We start from the raw sequence: 17,880 nt of genomic DNA on the forward strand, positions 1-17,880 counted from the left end.
GACCTAACGTCACACAACGCGACGGCCGCCGGATCCGGGCAGGCCGCGTCCTACCCTTGACTGGTGACTTTGACTCAGATCCGCACCGCCGCCGCGGGCTCCCTCGCCGCCGGTCTCCTGTTTGCCCTCGCCGGCTGTTCCACGCCCGCCGCCACCCAGCCCACAACCTCCGCGCCGGGTTCATCCCCGGCAGCTTCATCCAGTGCCGCCGCCGAATCCAGCGCCGCCGCCGGGCCCTGTGCCGGGGTAAAGGTCATCGTCGACTCGGGCGCCCTGCAGCAGGCTGCCGCCGACACCTCCGTCTGCGTGGACGTGGACGGGCCGACCCCCGCCGCCAAGGTGCTGGACGAGGCCAAGGTGAAGACCGAGGGCACGGCCGAGTACCCCACCGAACTGGTGTGCCGGGTGAACGGTGTGCCCGCCGCGGACCTCGACATCACCCACCAGGGCGGCACCTACCGGGAGGACTGCAGCAAGATGCCAGCCGCCTTCGCTTACTGGTCGCTCTGGGTCAAGCCGGCCGCCGGCGACTGGGCGTACGCGCAGGAGGGCCTCGCCACCCTGCAGGTGGGCCCGGGCGAAAGCCTGGAACTGCTCTACACCGTCGACGGCGCACCGGCCGGGCCCGCAGCGTGACCTTCCGGCCCGCGCCGTTACGCGCCGCGGCGGTCCTCGCCGCCGTGTTCATCGCGGCGCGGGTCATGTACCGCATCCTCTTCAACGGGGCGGCCACCGGCGCGCCGGTTCTGCTCGACCTGCCGGCGTTCCGGCTGCCTGCCCCGTACGCCCATGTGGTCCTCCTCGGCCCGGTCACGGCGCCCGGGCTATGGGCGGCGGTCCTGTCCGCCCTGCCCATCGCCGGGATGTTCCTCGCGTTCGGGCTGCTTAACGCCTGGGTGGATGTATCCCGCGGCTTTGCGCATCTGGCCCGCCGCGGCCCCGCGCAGGGCATCGCCCGGATGCTGGTGGTGGCCTGGGCCGCGCTTCCCGCCCTGTCCGACGCCGTCACCTCCGTCCGCCTGGCGTTCCGGCTGCGCGGCGAACGTTTCGGACCCCGCGCCCTGGTGCCCGTGCTGGAACGCACCCTGGAGCACGCCGGCCGGGTGGCCGCGGCCCTCGAGCTGCGCGGCTTCGGCAGCCGGGCAACGCACCGGCCAACTGCCGGCGCCGCTGCCCCGGTCGTCATCCGCGACGCCCAGTTCCGCATCGGCGGCACCCGGATCCGCGTCCCCGGGTTCACTCCGCCCCGCGGGTCCCTTACGGTCATCACCGGGCCGACCGGTTCCGGCAAGTCCACCATCCTGCGGGGCATCGCCGGGCTCCTCTCGCACGTGGACGGCGGCGACGTCTCCGGCACGGTGCTCATCGCCGGGACGGACCGCGCCGCCACACCGCCGCGCGACACCGCCGGCTTCATCGGCGTCGTCCTGCAAAACCCCCGCGCCGCCTTCGCCACCACCCGGGTCCGGGACGAAATCGGACTCGCCCTCGAGCTGCGCGGCACGGCGCCCGCTGCTGCGAGGGCCCGGGTGCTGGACGTCGCGGAGCGGATCGGGGTGGCGGCCCTGCTGGACCGGAACATCAGCACCCTCTCCGCGGGCGAGGCAACGCTCGTGGCCATCGCCGCCGCGGTGGTGGAGAGCCCGGCCCTGCTCCTGGTGGACGAGCCCTTGGCCGATCTGGACACCGCAGCACGCGGGCGCGTCATTGGGGTGCTCACCGCCCTCGCCCGCGACGCGGACGTCTGCGTCGTCGTGGCGGAGCACCGGGCGGAACCGCTGGTCCCCGTCGCCGATGCCTGGTGGACGCTCGACGGCGGCGCCCTGGTTCCGGGGGCCGCACCGTCCGCGCCGGTCCCGGCTGCGCACTCGACGCCCACTCCGAAGCCGGAACAAGCACCCGTGCTGGCGGCGACTAACCTCGCGGTGCACCGCAAGGGCCGGCCGCTGGTGCGCGACGCCTCCCTGACCCTGCACCGCGGTGAGGTGGTGGCCCTGGTGGGGCCGAACGGCGCCGGGAAGTCCTCCCTCCTGGTGGCGCTCGCCCTCGGTGAAGGAACCCGCGGTAAAGGAAGCCGCGGTAAAGGAACGGAGAACAGCGGGACGGTCGACGGCGGCCGGGTCGCCCTCGTGCCGGACGCGTCGGACGATCTCTTCACCCGGGACACCGTCGCCGCGGAGCTCCGTGCGGCAGACCGGCGTCGGGCTCGGGGTAAAAACGGCGGGCAGCCCGGGCCCGGGTCAGCAGCCGCACGCCTGGCCCGGCTGCGCGGGGACGCCCGGATGCCCGGTGGGCACGAGCATCCCCGGGACCTCTCGGCCGGGGAGCGCCGGATCCTTGCTATGGCACTGCAGACCGCGGATGACCCGCAGGTGCTCCTGATCGATGAGCCCACCCGCGGGCTCGATCCTGGGGCGCGTTCAGCGGTCGCGGCGGCGCTGCGGGCCGCAGCGGAGGACGGCGCGGCGGTGCTGATCGCCACCCACGACCTCGATTTTGCCCGCAGCTTGGGCGCCCGGATCCTTCCAATGCGCGACGGCGTCGCCCCCTCGGCCGGTTCGGACGCCGCCCCGGAGGCTTCCGCTGCTGTCCCCGCGGCACCGCCGTTCACACCACTTTCAGTTCGAGCCCCGTCCGTCACAGCCCCTGTGTTCGCCGAGCGCCACCCGGAGCTTCCGGCCGCCACAAAAATACCCCGGCTCCGGATGCCGCGGGGCGCCGAGCTCGCGGTTCTCGCAGCCGCCAACCTCCTGGCCCTCGCCGCATTCTGCTGGCCGCTGCTCGCTGCGGCGTTCCCGACGGATGCCGCGGCGGCGCTCCCCTACGCGGCGCTGGCCATGGCACCGGTGGCCGCGGTCGCCGTCGTGCTGTCCATGGACGGTTCGGTGCGTTCGGCGCACACGGTGGCGCTGCTTGGCGTGCTGGCCGCCGTCGGGTCGGCGGTGCGGGTGGCGAGCACCGGCGTCGGGGGTGTGGAGGCGGTCTTTATCCTGCTGATCCTGGCTGGCCGCGCCTTCGGTGCCCGCTTCGGCCTGCTCCTCGGCGCCGCCACGATTGCCCTGTCCAGCGCTGTGTGGGGCGGCGTCGGGCCGTGGACGCCGTTCCAGATTTTCGCCTGCGCGTGGGTGGGTGCCGGGGCCGGGCTGCTCCCCCGCAGGGTGCGGGGCAAGGCCGAGCTGTGGATGCTGTGCGGCTACGGCGCCGTGGCGTCCTACGCGTTCGGCCTGCTGACCAACCTGTGGTTCTGGCCGTTCGCGGTGGGCACGGGCACCGGCATCTCCTACGTGCCCGGCGCGCCGCTGGCCACCAACCTGAGCAGCTTCCTGCTCTACTCGCTCCTGACGTCGACGGCGGGCTGGGACACCCTGCGTGCCGTCACCACCATCATCGGCATCGCCGTCGTGGGCCGGGCCATTCTCGCCGCCCTCCGGCGGGTAAAGCCGGTCTCCGCCGCCGGAAGCTCCGGCGGGCAGGCCGCGGAGGCCAGGCCCGCCCCGGATAGGGACCGGCTGGAACTCGGCGTCTGACGACACCGCTGGAACACTTCTTTAACGATGTCCCCGACCTATTCGGCCACCCCCTAAGGCGCTACTCGCGGACCTCGACGTCGGGGTGGTTCTCTATGACCCACTTGGCCATACGCTGCCCCCGTTTCGCGATGAAGTCGAGCACGTTCTCCCGATACTCCACGTACTCCTCCGTCGTGGCTGGTGTCCCGCGACGCTGGAAGTTGTCGAAGGGCAGGAAAAACCGTACGACGTCGTAATCGGGCGTCACCAGGTCCTGATAGTGGAAGAAGTCCACAAACTCTGTGAAACCGTCGAAGAGCGCGAAAAAGTCCGCGTAGGCGTTGATGACATCGGCCAGCGGGCTCTCCGGTTCTCCCGCGTAGTGGCGCCGGATGCACTCAAGGGTCAGGTCAATCCGGTCAGAGATCCGCGGCCGGGTCCCTCGCGCCTGGTTTATGGTGGGACGGTCCTTCGACCTGACGGGCCAAATCATCGCACTGCCGATCGTGTACGGCGGGTCGAGGTAGCGCGCCCGCTGCCCGTAGCTAAGCCCAGCGATGGCATCGACCAGTGGCCTCGGACGTAGCCAACTCGTGTAGGAGGCGGTGATGGCATCGCTGCCGTACCAATGCCTCCCCCCGGAGGCGTCGGTGAAGATGAGGTATCCATCCCCTCGCCTCGGCGGCCCAGCCGGAGCGAACAGAACGCCGGAATTCAGCTTTTTGGTCCACAGCAGCTCATGGTCCAACCGGAGCCTAGGGCTGTCCCGATCAGCGTCGGGTTTGGTCTTCCGGGGCCTGTCAATCTTGTAGTCGAATGAGGTATCAAAGATGCGCATGGTGGCAGTGTATGCGCAGGTCAAGCCATTTTGGCCGTTTCGAATCGCGACTCACACCTTGAAGTACTTCGCCTCCGGGTGGTGGAACACGAATGCGTCCGTGGACTGCTCGGGGTGGAGCATCAGCTCGTCGCTGAGGACCACGCCCATCCGCTCGGGCTTCAGCAGTTCCGTCACCTTGCGGCGGTCCTCCATGTCCGGGCACGCGGGGTAGCCCAGCGAGAACCGGGCACCGCGGTAGTCCAGCTTGAAATACCCGGCCGTGTCCTTCGGCTCCTCGGCCCCGAAACCCAGTTCCTTGCGGATCCGCGCATGCCAGAACTCCGCGAGCGCCTCCGTCAGCTGCATCACCAGACCGTTGAGCTCGTAGTAGTCGCGGTACTGGTTGGCGGCGAACATCTTGGACGTGAACTCCTCGATCTTCGATCCGGCGGTGACCAGCTGCACCGGCAGGACGTCCACCTGCCCCGACTCGCGGGACTTCACGAAGTCGGCCAGGCACAGGTGCCGGTCGCGGCGCTGGCGCGGGAAGTCGAACCGCAGCCGGTCGGTGCCGACCGGGCCGCCCGATCCGCCGTCGGGGGCCAGCAGGCCCGCGGCGCCCAGGACGCCGTCGGGATCCTCCCCGTGGTGCAGCACCACCACCTGTTCCCCTTCGGAGACCACCGGGAAGTAGCCGTACGCCACGGAGGCATCCAGCATGCCCTCGGCCAGGATGCGGTCCAGCCAGTACCGCAGCCGCGGCCGGCCCTCGCTCTCCACCAGCTCCTCGTAGGAGGCGCCGTCCTCGCCGCGGCCGGGCTTGAGCCCCCATTGGCCCATGAACGTGGCGCGCTCGTCGAGGAACGCGGCGTAGTCGTGGAGCGAGACGCCGCGCACAATGCGCGTGCCCCAGAACGGCGGGGCTGGCACGGGATTGTCCGCGGCGACGTCGGACCGGCCGGGCATTGCCTCCGGCTCGGTCACCGTGAACTTCGCACCGCCCTTGTGGAGGCGCTTCTTCAGCGGCGGCAGGCCGACGTCGTCCGGGGACGCGCCGCGGGCCACGCGGACCAGCGGTTCCATGAGGGCGAGGCCCTCGAAGGCGTCCTTGGCGTACCGGACCACGCCGTCAAACTGCTCGGCCAGGTCCTGTTCCACGTAGGCGCGGGTAAGGGCTGCGCCGCCCAGGATGACGGGCCACTTCTTTGCCAGGCCGCGGGACTGCAGCTCGGCCAGGTTTTCCTTCATCACTACCGTGGATTTCACCAGCAGCCCGGACATGCCGATCACGTCCGCGTTGTGTTCCTCCGCTGCGGCCATGATCTCGGCGATGCCCTGCTTGATGCCGATGTTGACCACTTTGTAGCCGTTGTTGGTGAGGATGATGTCCACCAGGTTTTTGCCGATGTCGTGCACGTCCCCGCGCACGGTGGCGATCACCATGGTGCCCTTGCCGGAGGAGTCGGATTTCTCCATGTGCGGCTCCAGCAGGGCGACGGCGTTCTTCATCACCTCGGCGGACTGCAGCACGAACGGCAGCTGCATCTCGCCGGCGCCGAAGCGCTCGCCCACCACCTTCATGCCCTCGAGCAGGTGGTCGTTGATGATGCCGAGCGGGGTCATGCCCTCGCTGCGCGCCAGGTCCAGGTCCTCTTCCAGGCCCTTGCCCTCGCCGTCGATGATCCGCCGCTCCAGGCGTGCGCCCGTGGGCAGCGCGGCGAGTTCCGCGGCGCGCTGGTCCTTGAGCGCGGCGGTGTCGACGCCGGCGAACATGTCCAGCATGATGGCCAGCGGATCGTACGTGGTGTTGCCGTCGGTGTCGTACTCGCGGCGGTCCCAGACGAGGTCCAGGGCCACCTTGCGCTGCTCCTCCGGCAGGGACGCGAGCGGCACGATCTTGGCGGCGTCGATGATGCCGCTGGAGAGCCCCGCCTCCACGGCCTCGTGCAGGAACACCGAGTTCAGGACGATGCGCGCCGCCGGGTTCAGGCCGAAGGACACGTTGGAGACGCCGAGGGTGGTGTGGATGCCGGGGTATTTCGCGGTGATCTGGCGGATGGCCTCGATGGTTTCGATGCCGTCCCGCCGGGTTTCCTCCTGGCCGGTGGCGATGGGGAAGGTGAGGGCGTCCACAATGATGTCCTCGACGCGCATGCCCCATTCGCCCACCAGGGCGTCGATGAGGCGGGAGGCGATGGCCACCTTGCCCTCGGTGGTGCGGGCCTGGCCCTGTTCGTCGATAGTCAGGGCGATCACGGCGGTGCCATGCTCCTTCACCAGCGGCATGATGCGCGCGAAGCGGCTGTCCGGGCCGTCGCCGTCCTCGTAATTGACGGAGTTGATCACCGGGCGGCCGCCGATGAGCTCGAGGCCGGCCTGCAGCACAGGAGGTTCGGTGGAGTCGATCACCAGCGGGAGGGTGGAGGCCGACGCGAACCGCGAGACCACCTCCTTGATGTCCGCGACGCCGTCACGCCCCACGTAGTCGATGCAGACGTCCAGCAGGTGCGCGCCGACGCGGATCTGCTCGCGGGCGATGTCCACGCAGTCGTCCCAGCGTTCCTCGAGCATGGCCTGGCGGAACGCCTTGGACCCGTTCGCGTTGGTGCGCTCACCGATGGCCAGGTACGCGGACTCCTGGTCGAAATTCACGTGCTGGTAGAGGGAGGCGATGCCGGCTTCGCGTTCGGTGGGGACGCGGGCGGGCGTTGTCTCTTTTGCGCTGCTGGTGACCACAGCTTTGGTGCGGAAGGGGGCAAGACGTTCGACGACGGCGGCCAGGTGCGCCGGCGTCGTGCCGCAGCAGCCGCCCACCAGGCCGAGGCCGAACTCGCGGACGAACTGTTCGTGCGCGGTGGCGAGCTCGGTGGGCGAGAGCGGGTAGTGCGCGCCGTTGGCGCCGAGGATGGGCAGGCCGGCGTTCGGCATGCAGGCGATGGCGACCGAGGACTGTTTGGAGAGGTGGCGGAGGTGCTCGCTCATCTCGTCCGGGCCGGTGGCGCAGTTCAGGCCGATGGCGTCGACGCCGAGCGGTTCCAGCGCGGTGAGTGCGGCGCCGATTTCGGAGCCCATGAGCATGGTGCCGGTGGTCTCGACCGTCACCTCGACGAAGATGGGGAGCCGGACGCCGCGGGCCACGATGGCCTGCTTGCAGCCGTTGACGGCGGCTTTGGTCTGCAGGAGGTCCTGGCTGGTCTCGATGAGGAAGGCGTCCGCTCCCCCGTCGATGAGGCCGGCGGCCTGCAGGGCGAAGGTCTGCTTGAGGTAGTCGTAGCTGGTGTGGCCCAGGCTGGGGAGCTTGGTGCCCGGGCCCATGGAGCCGAGGACCCAGCGCATGCGGCCGTCTGTTGTTTCTGCCGCTTCGGCGCGGTCGCGGGCGATCCGTGCGCCCTTGCGGGCGAGCTCTTCGATCCGGTCGTCGATGCCGTAGTCGGAGAGGTTGGACCAGTTCGCGCCGAAGGTGTTGGTTTCGACAGCGTCGATCCCCACGGCGAAGTACGCGTCGTGGATGTCCCCGATGACGTCGGGGCGGGTGTCGTTGAGGATCTCGTTGCAGCCCTCCAGGTTCTGGAAGTCGACCTCGAGCGACAGTTCCCGGTCCTGCAGCATGGTGCCCATGGCCCCGTCCGCAATGACCACCCGCTGGTTCACCGCATCCAGCAGGGCCTGGGCGCGGGCGGGGCGGGGGACGGAGTCGATATCAAGCGCAAAACGAGGCATCTGACCAGCCTACGGGCGGGGGCCTCCGCGGTGCGCTGTGTTTCGTCTGTACTACGACGGCGGAGATGACTTCCAAGATCCTCCATGCTCTCATTGGCGGATGACGACCCTGCAGAATCGGCCGAGGCTTCCGCAACTTCACCAACTAAAGACTCAGATGCCTACTTGCTGCCAGCGGCCACCACCCCTATCGATTCAAAAGACCAACCAGGCCCAAAAGTGTAGGGCCGGGAAGACGGCGGCTGGCGGTCCAGCCGCCGCCTTTCCGGTCCATACGAGCAATTTATGCAGCCTTTCGACCTTTCTTTTTCGGAGGTCTGATACCACTCATCAGAGCGACGTCGCCTTCCACCCATCGCAGTACCAAGGACAGAGCGTCGGGGTGACCGGCGAAAACCGCATTCAGGTCGCTACGAAGTGTCACTTCTTCTGCGTTATCGAACCTTGCTGCAACCAGAGCACTTAAGCTACCGAACGGGGTCCGCGCGCGGGCGCGGGTTCGGAGTTCCAGCAGCGGTAGCGCCAACAACATACGAACGCTAACCCACTTCTTAGATTCTCGGCCGCTCTTTTCCAATGCGAGCGACGCAACGTCGTAGTCCACCCTCCATCTCAGCCAAGGAGTAGTTTGCTTTGGCAATTCCCTGAGCAAATCATTGGAGATAGCGTCCATTCGCGACCTGCTGACCATACCAACCAGTCCCCGGTAGCCTCCGTCCCCGGTCATACGAATAAATCTGTAAACAAAGGGAGGGCTGTCGTCATGCCCGTCAATGCGGAAGTCATAGAGACTACTCACCCCATGCAGTTTGAACAACTCGTTCAGGGAAATAACACCGGATTCATATTCCAGGAGCGCAACCCAATAAAAACGACCGCGATTGGCCGCAAGCACCTCCTTATAGATTTGCACATTCGCTTCTGCCCACTCGGTCCATCGGATGCGCCTACTAAGGAGGCCTTCTTGCATAAAGGCTAGACTTAGCAATCGTTCGGGGACAATATCAGCGGCGAATTCCGATGTGAGTGACTCGCGCAGTGCGGCCTCCACCCTGGACCGATTTTCTGTCGAGCATGCAAAGAGACTCTCAATCGCATCAAATGCATCGCGGTCTCCGGGTGTAGTCTGCTGCAGATAAAAGCGTACAGCTTGAGTACAGATATCTTTGAGGACTTGAGGCCTTGGTACAACGAAACTCAATGCCCTTGCGGCGAATGACAGTCCGTTGCCATCTTGATCGGTCTGGCCTTGCGAGTCCTTGGTCACCAAGTCAAGGAAGTCATCCGCGCCATCCTCGGCGCTTCTACCCAGTATTTGGACTGCCAACTGAGCTACGACATCTGACTTACCAGCCCGAATATCATCTCGCAATCGACCGTACAGTCGGTCGGCCGACGTATGAAGTCGAGCCAGCTGGCTGGCAGCGAAGTATTCCAAAAATGTTCGATGGGTAAAACCGTAGGTCTCAGCACCAATGTCGGTCAAAACCCAAGCCCTACCCTTGCAGAAATCGAGAAACTCCACCGCCGCGCTTTCTGCGTCCTCATCTGAGTCAAAGCGCTTATCTCTGAGATACTTTGTGAAGAAACCAATCAGGTCTTGTCGACCTATTCCCTCCGTTAGCGGTTTGGTGGACTCTTCGAGTTCTTCTGGCCTCGAGGATTCAATTTCAAACACATGCAGTGCTAGGGCGCGCAGTGCAGACTGAACATGAGCATCAAATGAGAGATCGGGTACGATGCCTCTTTGCTTATCCCATCGTTCAAATAAAAGAAGAGCACACTTTTCATAAACATCTGGTCGGTTGCGGGGTATATAGTTCTCGCTGGCATATATTCCGCACATCAATGAAAGCATCAAAGGGTTGACACGCAAGTCGGCAACAAACTGGCTATCAACCATAAAAGACGCCGCAAGTTGGACTTGGCGCGATTCTTCCACGCTCTCGTCCAAAGTGAACCACTTTGTTACGTATGATTCTACTTGTCGCGACGAGAATTCACCCAGGGTTGCGCGCGTGAATAGACTGTCATTGAGAGCCGCTTCAAAATATCCGACTCTACGTGAAGTGACTAGCATGGGGCACGTTGGAAATAGCAAGGCAAAGCCCTCTACAGCCTGGACTACGTCACGTCGGAGGGAGACATCGAGCAATTCATCCAGTCCGTCGAGGATGACGACGGCCCGGTTGTTGAGAAGCAGATATTCGATCGCCCCCTCAGGCGCCTCCAGATTATAGGGCGCCCGGCATAATCCCTCCAGATACTCGATCAGCGTCTGCTTGGAGCGCCCACGAACTGATGTGGCGTAGTCACGTAGCTCCACGTAAAATGGCACCCTGCCTAAGAGACTCTCTTGACGATCGGCAGCTATGTCAAAGGTTAGTTTCCTAGAAAGCGTCGATTTTCCGCCGCCAGGATCTCCTAGAAGGATTGTCCGGACCGTGACCCCAAGCAACTTTTCAATTGGGATCCGAGAGGGCGGCTCGTCGAGGACCTCATCGACGCTAACGAGAACTCGCGGTTCCACAAAGAGATGATCATAAGGGACCTGTCGGGTCGTTCCGGCGTGTGGGAGCCTCATTGTGCCGTGAATTCCGGCCGCCAGAGTTTTGAGTTCCGACTCAAACTCCTTAATCTCCCGCAAATCCTCAATCCTCTTAAGCAGGGCGGCATTTCGTGTGCTGGCTGCTGAAAGACTCCCCGCTGTCGCGACGAGTTGAGCTTCAACGGTGGACGGAAGTGCGCCACGACCCAGCAAGGGTGATACCTGCTGCACAACGCATTCAAGGATCGAGTCATACACTGCATCGACAATAAGTTCATTGAATGGCTCGCCCATCCATAGGATAAGGGAGGCTCTGAGCTCTTCTTTGATAGTGGTAAAGAACTTATCTGCGGCCCTGCCTGATCCTTCAATGAGGTGCGCACTGCAAAGCGAAGTCGCTATTTTTTCCAGCTCTAGCGATTCACAGAATGTTGTCAACAGAGACAAGTCAATCTCGCTAAGACCTTCCAAAGCCTCTATCTGCGGAGCTCTAGCTTTACTATGCACCAGTGCACGAATTTTCCGGCGCCGTTTACCTGCTACGAGAGACTTGACCCCCCAACCCGCGACTCGTGCGGCTCCAGTTCCTGCCGCCTTAGCGATCGCCGGACCTACAAGTGCCTCAATACCCGTCATTTCTTACCGCACCTTTCCCCCTGGTTTCTTGCCATGGTAACGGGGAGGCCGTAGAAAACCTTTCTGCAAAGTCGCGTGCCGCCGACTGCTTTGGCCTACAGGGTTGTCTTGTCCATGGGGAGCATTGAGTGGAGCCGTTGATTTTGCATTACGATGTGCCCGAGCGTGGGTCGTCGCCCGGTTTGGTGTGATGTGAGGCGAGTCTGTAAACGCCCGTAGACGAGTTCAAATCTCAACCCCCAAAGCAGAGGCTTCAACCGTGAAAAATTCCTTAACCTCGGGCATCAGCATGTCAACTGCAATAGCGGACTGCTCGAAAACCAAATTTGGGCGCTACTACACCTCCGCCACCGGGCGGCGAACTGGGCCTCGCACAGCGCTGCATACGCCTCGCCAGCCTCCAGCAGCGACGCGTGCGTGCCCTGCTCCACAATCTGGCCTGCTTCCATCACCAGGATGAGGTCGGCGTCGCGGATCGTGGTGAGCCGGTGCGCGATGACAAACGACGTCCGGTTGGACCGCAGCGCGCTCATCGCCCTCTGCACCAGCACCTCGGTCCGGGTGTCCACACCCGTCCACGTACGTCGCCTTCGCCGCCTCCAGGATCTCCGCCTCCGACGCGTCGGGTCGGCCGTACGCGATGTTGTCCCGGATGGTCCCGCCGAACAGCCAGGTGTCCTGCAGCACCACCCCCATCCGCGAGCGCAGCTCGTGCCGGGACATCAGCGCCACGTCCACCCCGTCCAGCGTGATCCGCCCGGCGTCGAGTTCGTAGAAGCGCATCATCAGGTTCACCAGCGTGGTCTTGCCCGCGCCCGCGGGTCCCACGATCGCCACCGTCTGCCCCGGCTCCCGCCACCAAAAGGAGGACCCCGCCGGCGCGACGGGGTCCTCCGGTAGTGCACACTCAGGGCCCGTCAGGCCGATACATGCCCTAGGGGATTTTGCTTTGAGCGTTTTCCTTGAGGAGCTGTCGCGCGTCGTAGCCGGTCAGGAATGCCTGGTCCTCAAGTTCCCGCACGCTGCCCTTCACTGCTTTCACGTAGTCCCCGTGGTCCCCGTACAGGCCGTCGATCACGGCCTGCGGGAGGGGCCGCTCGTATCCGGCGATGAAGCAGAAGGATGCGCCGGTCGCGGTGCCGTACCAGGTGCTCGTGGGGGCGTCGAGGAAGGGTGAGCGCAGGCCGCCCTGGACGTTGCCGAACTCGTCCAGCACCGGCGCGCCGTCACGGACGAGGATCGGCTCCGCCCGCGGCGGGGCGATGCCTTCCCGGACCCAGAGGTCGAGGTTCCGCAGCGCGGCATTGAAGAAGATGGAGCTGGGGAACCTGCTGCGCGGCCCCTCATTGCAGGACGCGGGCGGCACGGCCCGGCCGGCGGCGATGATGTCCCCCGACGAGGCCGAGAAGATGAGCTCATCCGGTGTGGCGTGGCCGGCTCCGGCCATTTCGTAGTGGCGGTACTGGTCTCCGGGGGCGTCACTGTCGGCGCGGCGGGATCCGATGCCCAGTAGGTAGTCGGACTGCGACATGATCCGCATGATGGGGACACCGACGTCCTTGAACTGGCGGCGCACGTCGGTGGCGGGCGGGGAGGGCTCGCACTGGTTCATAGGGTAGGCGCCGGCGAACGCACCGCCGGCCACGGCGACGATGTACGCGTCATAGATGGGTTCGCCGTCGGACTCGACGACGAGCGGGTGCACACCGTTGATGTAGTTGACCAGGAAGCCGCCAGTCTGGGAGTAGCCGAAGCCGTAGGCGTGCTCCACGCGGGTGGCCGGTGATCCATAGCGCAGCGGGTTGGTCGGATCATCGCTCTTGAGCCAGGCACCGACCTGGGAGTAGATGTCCCAGATCAGGCCGTTCTCCGTGGTCCGGGATGAGTCGGCGGCCACCGTTGCGCAGTTGCGCGGGTCGGTGAGGGCCAGCGGATTCGCGAAGGACAGGGACGCGTACCGCTCCGCATCGAAATTCTTCAGCGCCTGCACGGCGATCGGTTTGGCGGTGATACCCACCCAGGCGTCCCCGTTGGCGGTGATCTGCTCGTGGGCCATTGCCCAGCCGATGTTGAGGTCGAACAGGTTGCTGGGGTTGAGCATCTCGACGACGACGTTGCCGCTGAACTTCTGGCCCTTGGCGGGCTTACGGACCAGGACGCGGGTGGTGTACGGTGCGTCGGGGGTGCGGATCTGGGCTGGGCCAGCGGCAGGCCACGTGTAGACGTTCGAGGTGCCGCTGACCAGGTACTCCTCCTCAACGTAGCCAAGCTTCGAGAGATCCTGCGGGACCTCCTGATGGTTGGCCGCACCGAACGGGTACGACTCGGCCGTCGAGGCGAGGGGGCCCTGCACGGTGGGGATCGGCGTCGTCCCGTCGGGTGTTGCAGCCTGCGCGGGCGAGGGCTTGGCCACGGCGGCGGCCGGCACGGCGGACAAGCTGAGTCCAGTGAGGGCGAGGGACAGCGTCAGCAGGATGGATGTTCGGGAACAGGGTCTCATGAATGCTCCTTCTCGGGACCGGGCTGCGCTGCCCGGCAGGCTCCGCGGCACAGGCCTCGGTGCCGTGTGCCTTGCCGCGGGACCGGTGCCTGTTCAGACGTGACGACCGCCAAGCTGCGAAGCACCTTGACAGTAGGTAGGGCGGATCGCAGGGGTCAAGGGTGAGGCGTGAAAGTGCACTAATGTGCAGCCCAACGAGGCATCTGACCGGCTACGGTTCGCCGAGTTTGGGGTTTGCCCTTCTTCCGATCCGGTAGCCGGCCCAGAACGCCAGGACGAGCAGCCCGGCGGTGGCTACTGCCAGGCCCATCTGCGTCCCCTGACTTACAAAGGCGGTGCCGTTCCCGGTAAAGACCTCATTGCTCAGCGGCGCGTAGGCAAACCAGCCCATCGTCTCCGTATTCGCGTTGCTCCACGCGATGAAGCACCCTCCAAGCACCGCGACCACTCCCGCCACGGGCAGGACGGCAGCAGAGAGTCGTGCCCGCTTCGGCCGTTTTTGTTCCCCGGATGTGTTGTCTTCCCCCATGCCGGGGAGTCTAGCCGGGGTTTTCCGACCCCGGGCGCCCGCGGTGCCGGAAAGGTTTTACATTCCGGAAACGCAGAAGTCTTCCCGCAAGCAAAATTGCAGAGTATGTTTAACGCAATCCCACTTGCAGAGTGATCTGCGTTACAGAACGGTCCCCTGTGAACAGCAATACCGCCCCCAACGATGTCCGTACCGAAGACATCAGCGAGCGCCCGGTCGGATCCTACGCCTGGGTCGGAGACGCCCTGCCGGACCTTCCGCTGACCAAAGCCCAGAGCCGGGTGGTGGAGGTCATCACCCGCAATCCGCAGCTTTCTTCCTACGCGGACATCGCCGAGATCGCCCAGCGCGCTGACGTAAACAGTTCCTCCGTGGTTCGTACAGCGCAGCACCTCGGGTACAGAGGCTGGCCGGATCTGCAGCGCGAACTGCGTTCCCGGTACCTGGTGATGATCTCCACCGAGGACACCCTCACCGTGCACGGCGAAACCCGCAGCCCGCTTCACGAGGCCATCACCCACGACATCGACAACCTCCGCCTGACACTGGACTCCAACACCCCGGAGGAAGCCGAAGCGGCGATCGCCGCGCTGGCAGCAGCCAAGTCCATCACCGTCGTCGGCATCGGCTCCTTCGCCGGTCCCGCCGGCGTCATGGCCCACCTGGGCTCCACCATGGGCTATCCCATCACCCTGGAAAACCGCGCCGGCCCGCACCTTGCTTCGAGCACCAACAGCCTGGGACCCGGCGACGTCATGGTGGTCATCAACATGTGGCGCTCGGTGAAGCAGATCATCGTCGCGGCCGAGGCCGCCAAGCAAGCGGGCGCCACCGTGATCGCCATCAGCGACCTGCGGCGCGGCCGCCTGGCCACCGCAGCGGACCACCTGTTGGTGGTGGCGTCCGAAGGCATTTCCTTTTTCCAGTCCGTCACCGCCGCGAACTCCCTCGTCTACGGTCTGCTGGCCGGCATGGAAGCCGCACACCCGGAGCGAAGCCGGGCCACCATCCGCCGCACCCAGCAGCTCTGGAAAGACCTCGACATCTACCTCGACTGATTGCCGCAGAACTCCCAACACACCCACGCAGCACCACCACCAAGGCCCCAGGAGTACAACTATGAACGAGCCAAAAAGCCGCCGCGTTGCCGTGATCGGCCTCGGCGCCATGGGCGGCGCCATGGCCGCCACCCTGCACAGGGCGGGCTGGAGCGTCACCGGTTTCGACCCGTCCGAAGCCGCGAGAAAAGCTGCCGAGGGAACCGGCATCACCACCACCGACAGCCTGGCCGCCGTCGCCGGCACCCCCTATGCGGTCCTGTCCCTGCCCGCGGCCAGCATCGTCGAAACCACAGTGCCGCAGCTGCTGGCGGACCCCGGAACCGTGGCCATCATTGACACCACCACCTCCGAACCGGCCACCAGCCAGCACATGGCCCGGCTCGCGGAAAGCAGCGGCGCCGCCTTCGTCGATGCCCCCGTCTCCGGCGGCCGCGACGGCGCCGCCACGGGAACCCTCAGCGCCTTCGTCGGCGCCACGGAGGCCGCCCTGAAAGCCGCCGAACCGGTGCTGCTGGCGCTCACCGCCGGGAACTACAGCCACATCGGCGGTCCGGGCAGCGGCAACGTGGTCAAGCTCCTCAACAACGTCCTGGCCGCGGCCAACCTCGCTTCCGTGGGCGAGGCCCTGGGCGTAGCGAAGGCGTACGGCATCGATCCCGCCACCGCAGCGGCGAGCATCAGCGGCGCTTCCGGCGGCAGCAAGGTCTCAGCCAACATGTACCCCAACTGGGTGTTGAGCGGCACCCACGATTCCGGCTTCTCCATGGGCCTGATGGCCCGCGACGCCGCCCTCGCCGTGGACGTCGCAGAACAGATCGGCGAAAAGCCGGAACTCCTGGCCGCCGTCGCCAGCCAGTGGCAGGATGCCTTGGCAGCGCTCGGGCCGACCGCCGATTTCACCGAGATCGCCCGCACCGTGGCCCCCGCCATCACCCCCGCCGGCGCCCCCGCCTCCAATCCCGCAGCCTGAACGCCCGGCAGCCTGACGCCCCCAAAGGAACCACCATCTTGAGTATCACCACAGCACCAACATCGTCCTCCGCAGCCACCGCCAAGTCAGTCCTGGACGCCGCCTTCCCGGCCGGTCTCGGCGCCTTCGTCGACGGCCGCGTCGCCACCGGCGGCGGGGACAGCATCACCCTCACTGCCGCCGCAACCGGCGAACCTTTCGCCACCTACGCGGACCCCGGCGCTGAGGGCGCCGACGCCATCCTGCAAAGCGCGACGGCGGGAGCCGCCGCCTGGGGACGGCTGAACGGCTTCGAGCGGGCCGCCATCCTCCGCAACGTCAGCCGCGCCGTCGAGCGGCACGCCGAGGAACTCGCCATCCTCGAATCCGCCACCACCGGAAAGCCCATCCGGGATGCGCGGGCGGAAGCCGCCAAGGTAGCGGAAATGTTCGGCTACTACGCCGGCTGGGCGGACAAGCTCACCGGCCAGACCATCCCCGTCCCCGGCAACTGGCATACCTACACCGAACGCGTGCCGTGGGGCGTCGTCGTCGCCATCACCCCGTGGAATGCTCCCCTGTTCACCGCCGGCTGGAACTCCGCCGCCCCGCTTGCCGCGGGCAACGCCGTGATCATCAAGCCGAGCGAGTTCACGCCGGCCTCCTCGGTCCGGCTTGCGCAGATCGCCCACGAGGCGGGCCTGCCGGCAGGGGTGTTCAATGTGGCCGCAGGTCTGGGCCAGACGGTGGGTGCGGCGCTGACCACGGACCCCCGCGTCGGGAAAGTCAGCTTCATCGGCTCCGTCCCCACCGGCCGCCGCGTCGCGGTCGCTGCGGCCCAGGCCGGCATCCCGGCCCTGCTGGAGCTCGGCGGCAAGAGCGCCAACATCGTGTTCGCCGACGCGGACCTGGAGCGTGCCGCAGAAGGCGCCATCTCCGCCATCTTCTCCGGGGCAGGGCAGTCCTGCGTGGCCGGCTCCAGGCTCCTGGTGGAGCGCAGCGTGCACGCGGAATTCGTGCAGATGGTGGCCGCCAAGGCGGCCCGGCTGCGGGTGGGCGATCCCCTGGACGCAGACACCGAGGTGGGCCCGATCATCACGCCGCAGCAGTTCGCCACCGTCAGCGGCCTGATCGAAGCAGGCATGTCCGACGGCGGCCGCCGCCTCACGGAAGCCGCGTTGCCGGAAACACTGAGCGGCTCAGCCTTGAAAGGCGGCCATTGGGTGATGCCCACCCTCCTGGACGGCGTCAGCCCGGACAACCGCCTGGAAACCACAGAAGTTTTCGGCCCGGTGGTGGGTGCGGACGCGTTCGATACCGAAGCGGAGGCGATCGCCCGCGCCAACAACACCAGCTTCGGCCTGGCCGGGGCAGTGTGGACCTCGGATGTGTCCCGCGCCCATCACGTGGCCCGCGAGGTCAAGGCCGGCACGTTCTGGATCAATGCGTACAAAACCATCCACGTGGCGGTCCCTTTCGGCGGCTTCGGGGACTCCGGCCACGGCCGCTCTTCCGGCCCCGGCGTCCTGGACGAGTACACACAAACCAAGGCCGTGTGGGTGCCCACCCGCGCCGCCGGCTCCCCCTTCCCCTCGCTGTCCTACTAGG

Annotated in this window: 9 protein-coding genes and 2 pseudogenes; 5 read left to right on the forward strand and 6 right to left on the reverse strand. The window is 66.1% G+C overall.

From position 1 onward, the window contains the following. The first annotated feature begins 63 nt into the window (after positions 1–63). Entirely contained in the window at positions 64–636 is a 573-nt protein-coding gene (locus ACTWQD_RS14940) for a hypothetical protein (protein WP_443196907.1), read from the forward strand. Continuing rightward, positions 633–3,527, forward strand: a complete 2,895-nt coding sequence (locus tag ACTWQD_RS14945; protein WP_443196908.1) for an ATP-binding cassette domain-containing protein — start codon at positions 633–635, stop codon at positions 3,525–3,527. Before ACTWQD_RS14940 ends, ACTWQD_RS14945 begins: the two co-directional genes overlap by 4 nt. Positions 3,528–3,588: 61 nt before the next feature. Here ACTWQD_RS14945 and ACTWQD_RS14950 read toward each other — a convergent pair whose 3' ends face one another. The 6 genes and pseudogenes from ACTWQD_RS14950 to ACTWQD_RS14975 form a co-directional block, all read right to left on the reverse strand. Next, on the reverse strand, positions 3,589–4,347 hold the full coding sequence (locus ACTWQD_RS14950; RefSeq protein WP_443196909.1) for a DUF6994 family protein: 759 nt from the start codon (positions 4,345–4,347) through the stop codon (positions 3,589–3,591). Between the two features lie 51 nt (positions 4,348–4,398). Beyond that, positions 4,399–8,049, reverse strand: coding sequence for a methionine synthase (gene metH / locus ACTWQD_RS14955; protein ID WP_443196910.1), 3,651 nt, complete (start codon positions 8,047–8,049; stop codon positions 4,399–4,401). A 283-nt stretch (positions 8,050–8,332) separates the two neighbouring features. Next, positions 8,333–11,233 carry an NACHT domain-containing protein gene (locus tag ACTWQD_RS14960; RefSeq protein ID WP_443196911.1) on the reverse strand — a complete coding sequence of 967 codons (2,901 nt, stop codon included), beginning with the start codon at positions 11,231–11,233 and terminating at the stop codon, positions 8,333–8,335. Positions 11,234–11,517: 284 nt separating this feature from the next. Continuing rightward, positions 11,518–12,085, reverse strand: a pseudogene (locus tag ACTWQD_RS14965) (ATP-binding cassette domain-containing protein); the annotation flags it as partial. Positions 12,086–12,167: 82 nt separating this feature from the next. Continuing rightward, positions 12,168–13,733 carry an alpha/beta hydrolase domain-containing protein gene (locus ACTWQD_RS14970; RefSeq protein ID WP_443196912.1) on the reverse strand — a complete coding sequence of 522 codons (1,566 nt, stop codon included), beginning with the start codon at positions 13,731–13,733 and terminating at the stop codon, positions 12,168–12,170. A 211-nt stretch (positions 13,734–13,944) separates the two neighbouring features. Next, the gene (locus ACTWQD_RS14975; RefSeq protein ID WP_443196913.1) at positions 13,945–14,262 is read right to left on the reverse strand and encodes a hypothetical protein; all 318 of its coding nucleotides are present in this window, start codon (positions 14,260–14,262) and stop codon (positions 13,945–13,947) included. Positions 14,263–14,462: 200 nt separating this feature from the next. Between ACTWQD_RS14975 and ACTWQD_RS14980 the strand changes: the two genes are divergently transcribed. The 3 genes and pseudogenes from ACTWQD_RS14980 to ACTWQD_RS14990 all read left to right on the forward strand — a co-directional run bounded on the left by ACTWQD_RS14980 (position 14,463) and on the right by ACTWQD_RS14990 (position 17,879). Then, on the forward strand, positions 14,463–15,320 hold the full coding sequence (locus tag ACTWQD_RS14980) for a MurR/RpiR family transcriptional regulator (RefSeq protein WP_443196969.1): 858 nt from the start codon (positions 14,463–14,465) through the stop codon (positions 15,318–15,320). A gap of 52 nt (positions 15,321–15,372) precedes the next feature. Then, positions 15,373–16,293 (forward strand): annotated as a pseudogene (locus tag ACTWQD_RS14985) (NAD(P)-dependent oxidoreductase); the annotation flags it as partial. 38 nt (positions 16,294–16,331) lie between these two features. Beyond that, positions 16,332–17,879, forward strand: coding sequence for an aldehyde dehydrogenase family protein (locus ACTWQD_RS14990; RefSeq protein ID WP_443196914.1), 1,548 nt, complete (start codon positions 16,332–16,334; stop codon positions 17,877–17,879). Position 17,880: the final 1 nt, after the last annotated feature.

Origin of the sequence: Pseudarthrobacter sp. 1C304 (assembly GCF_052245515.1) — a bacterium.
In the GTDB taxonomy this organism is placed as follows: Bacteria; Actinomycetota; Actinomycetes; order Actinomycetales; family Micrococcaceae; genus Arthrobacter.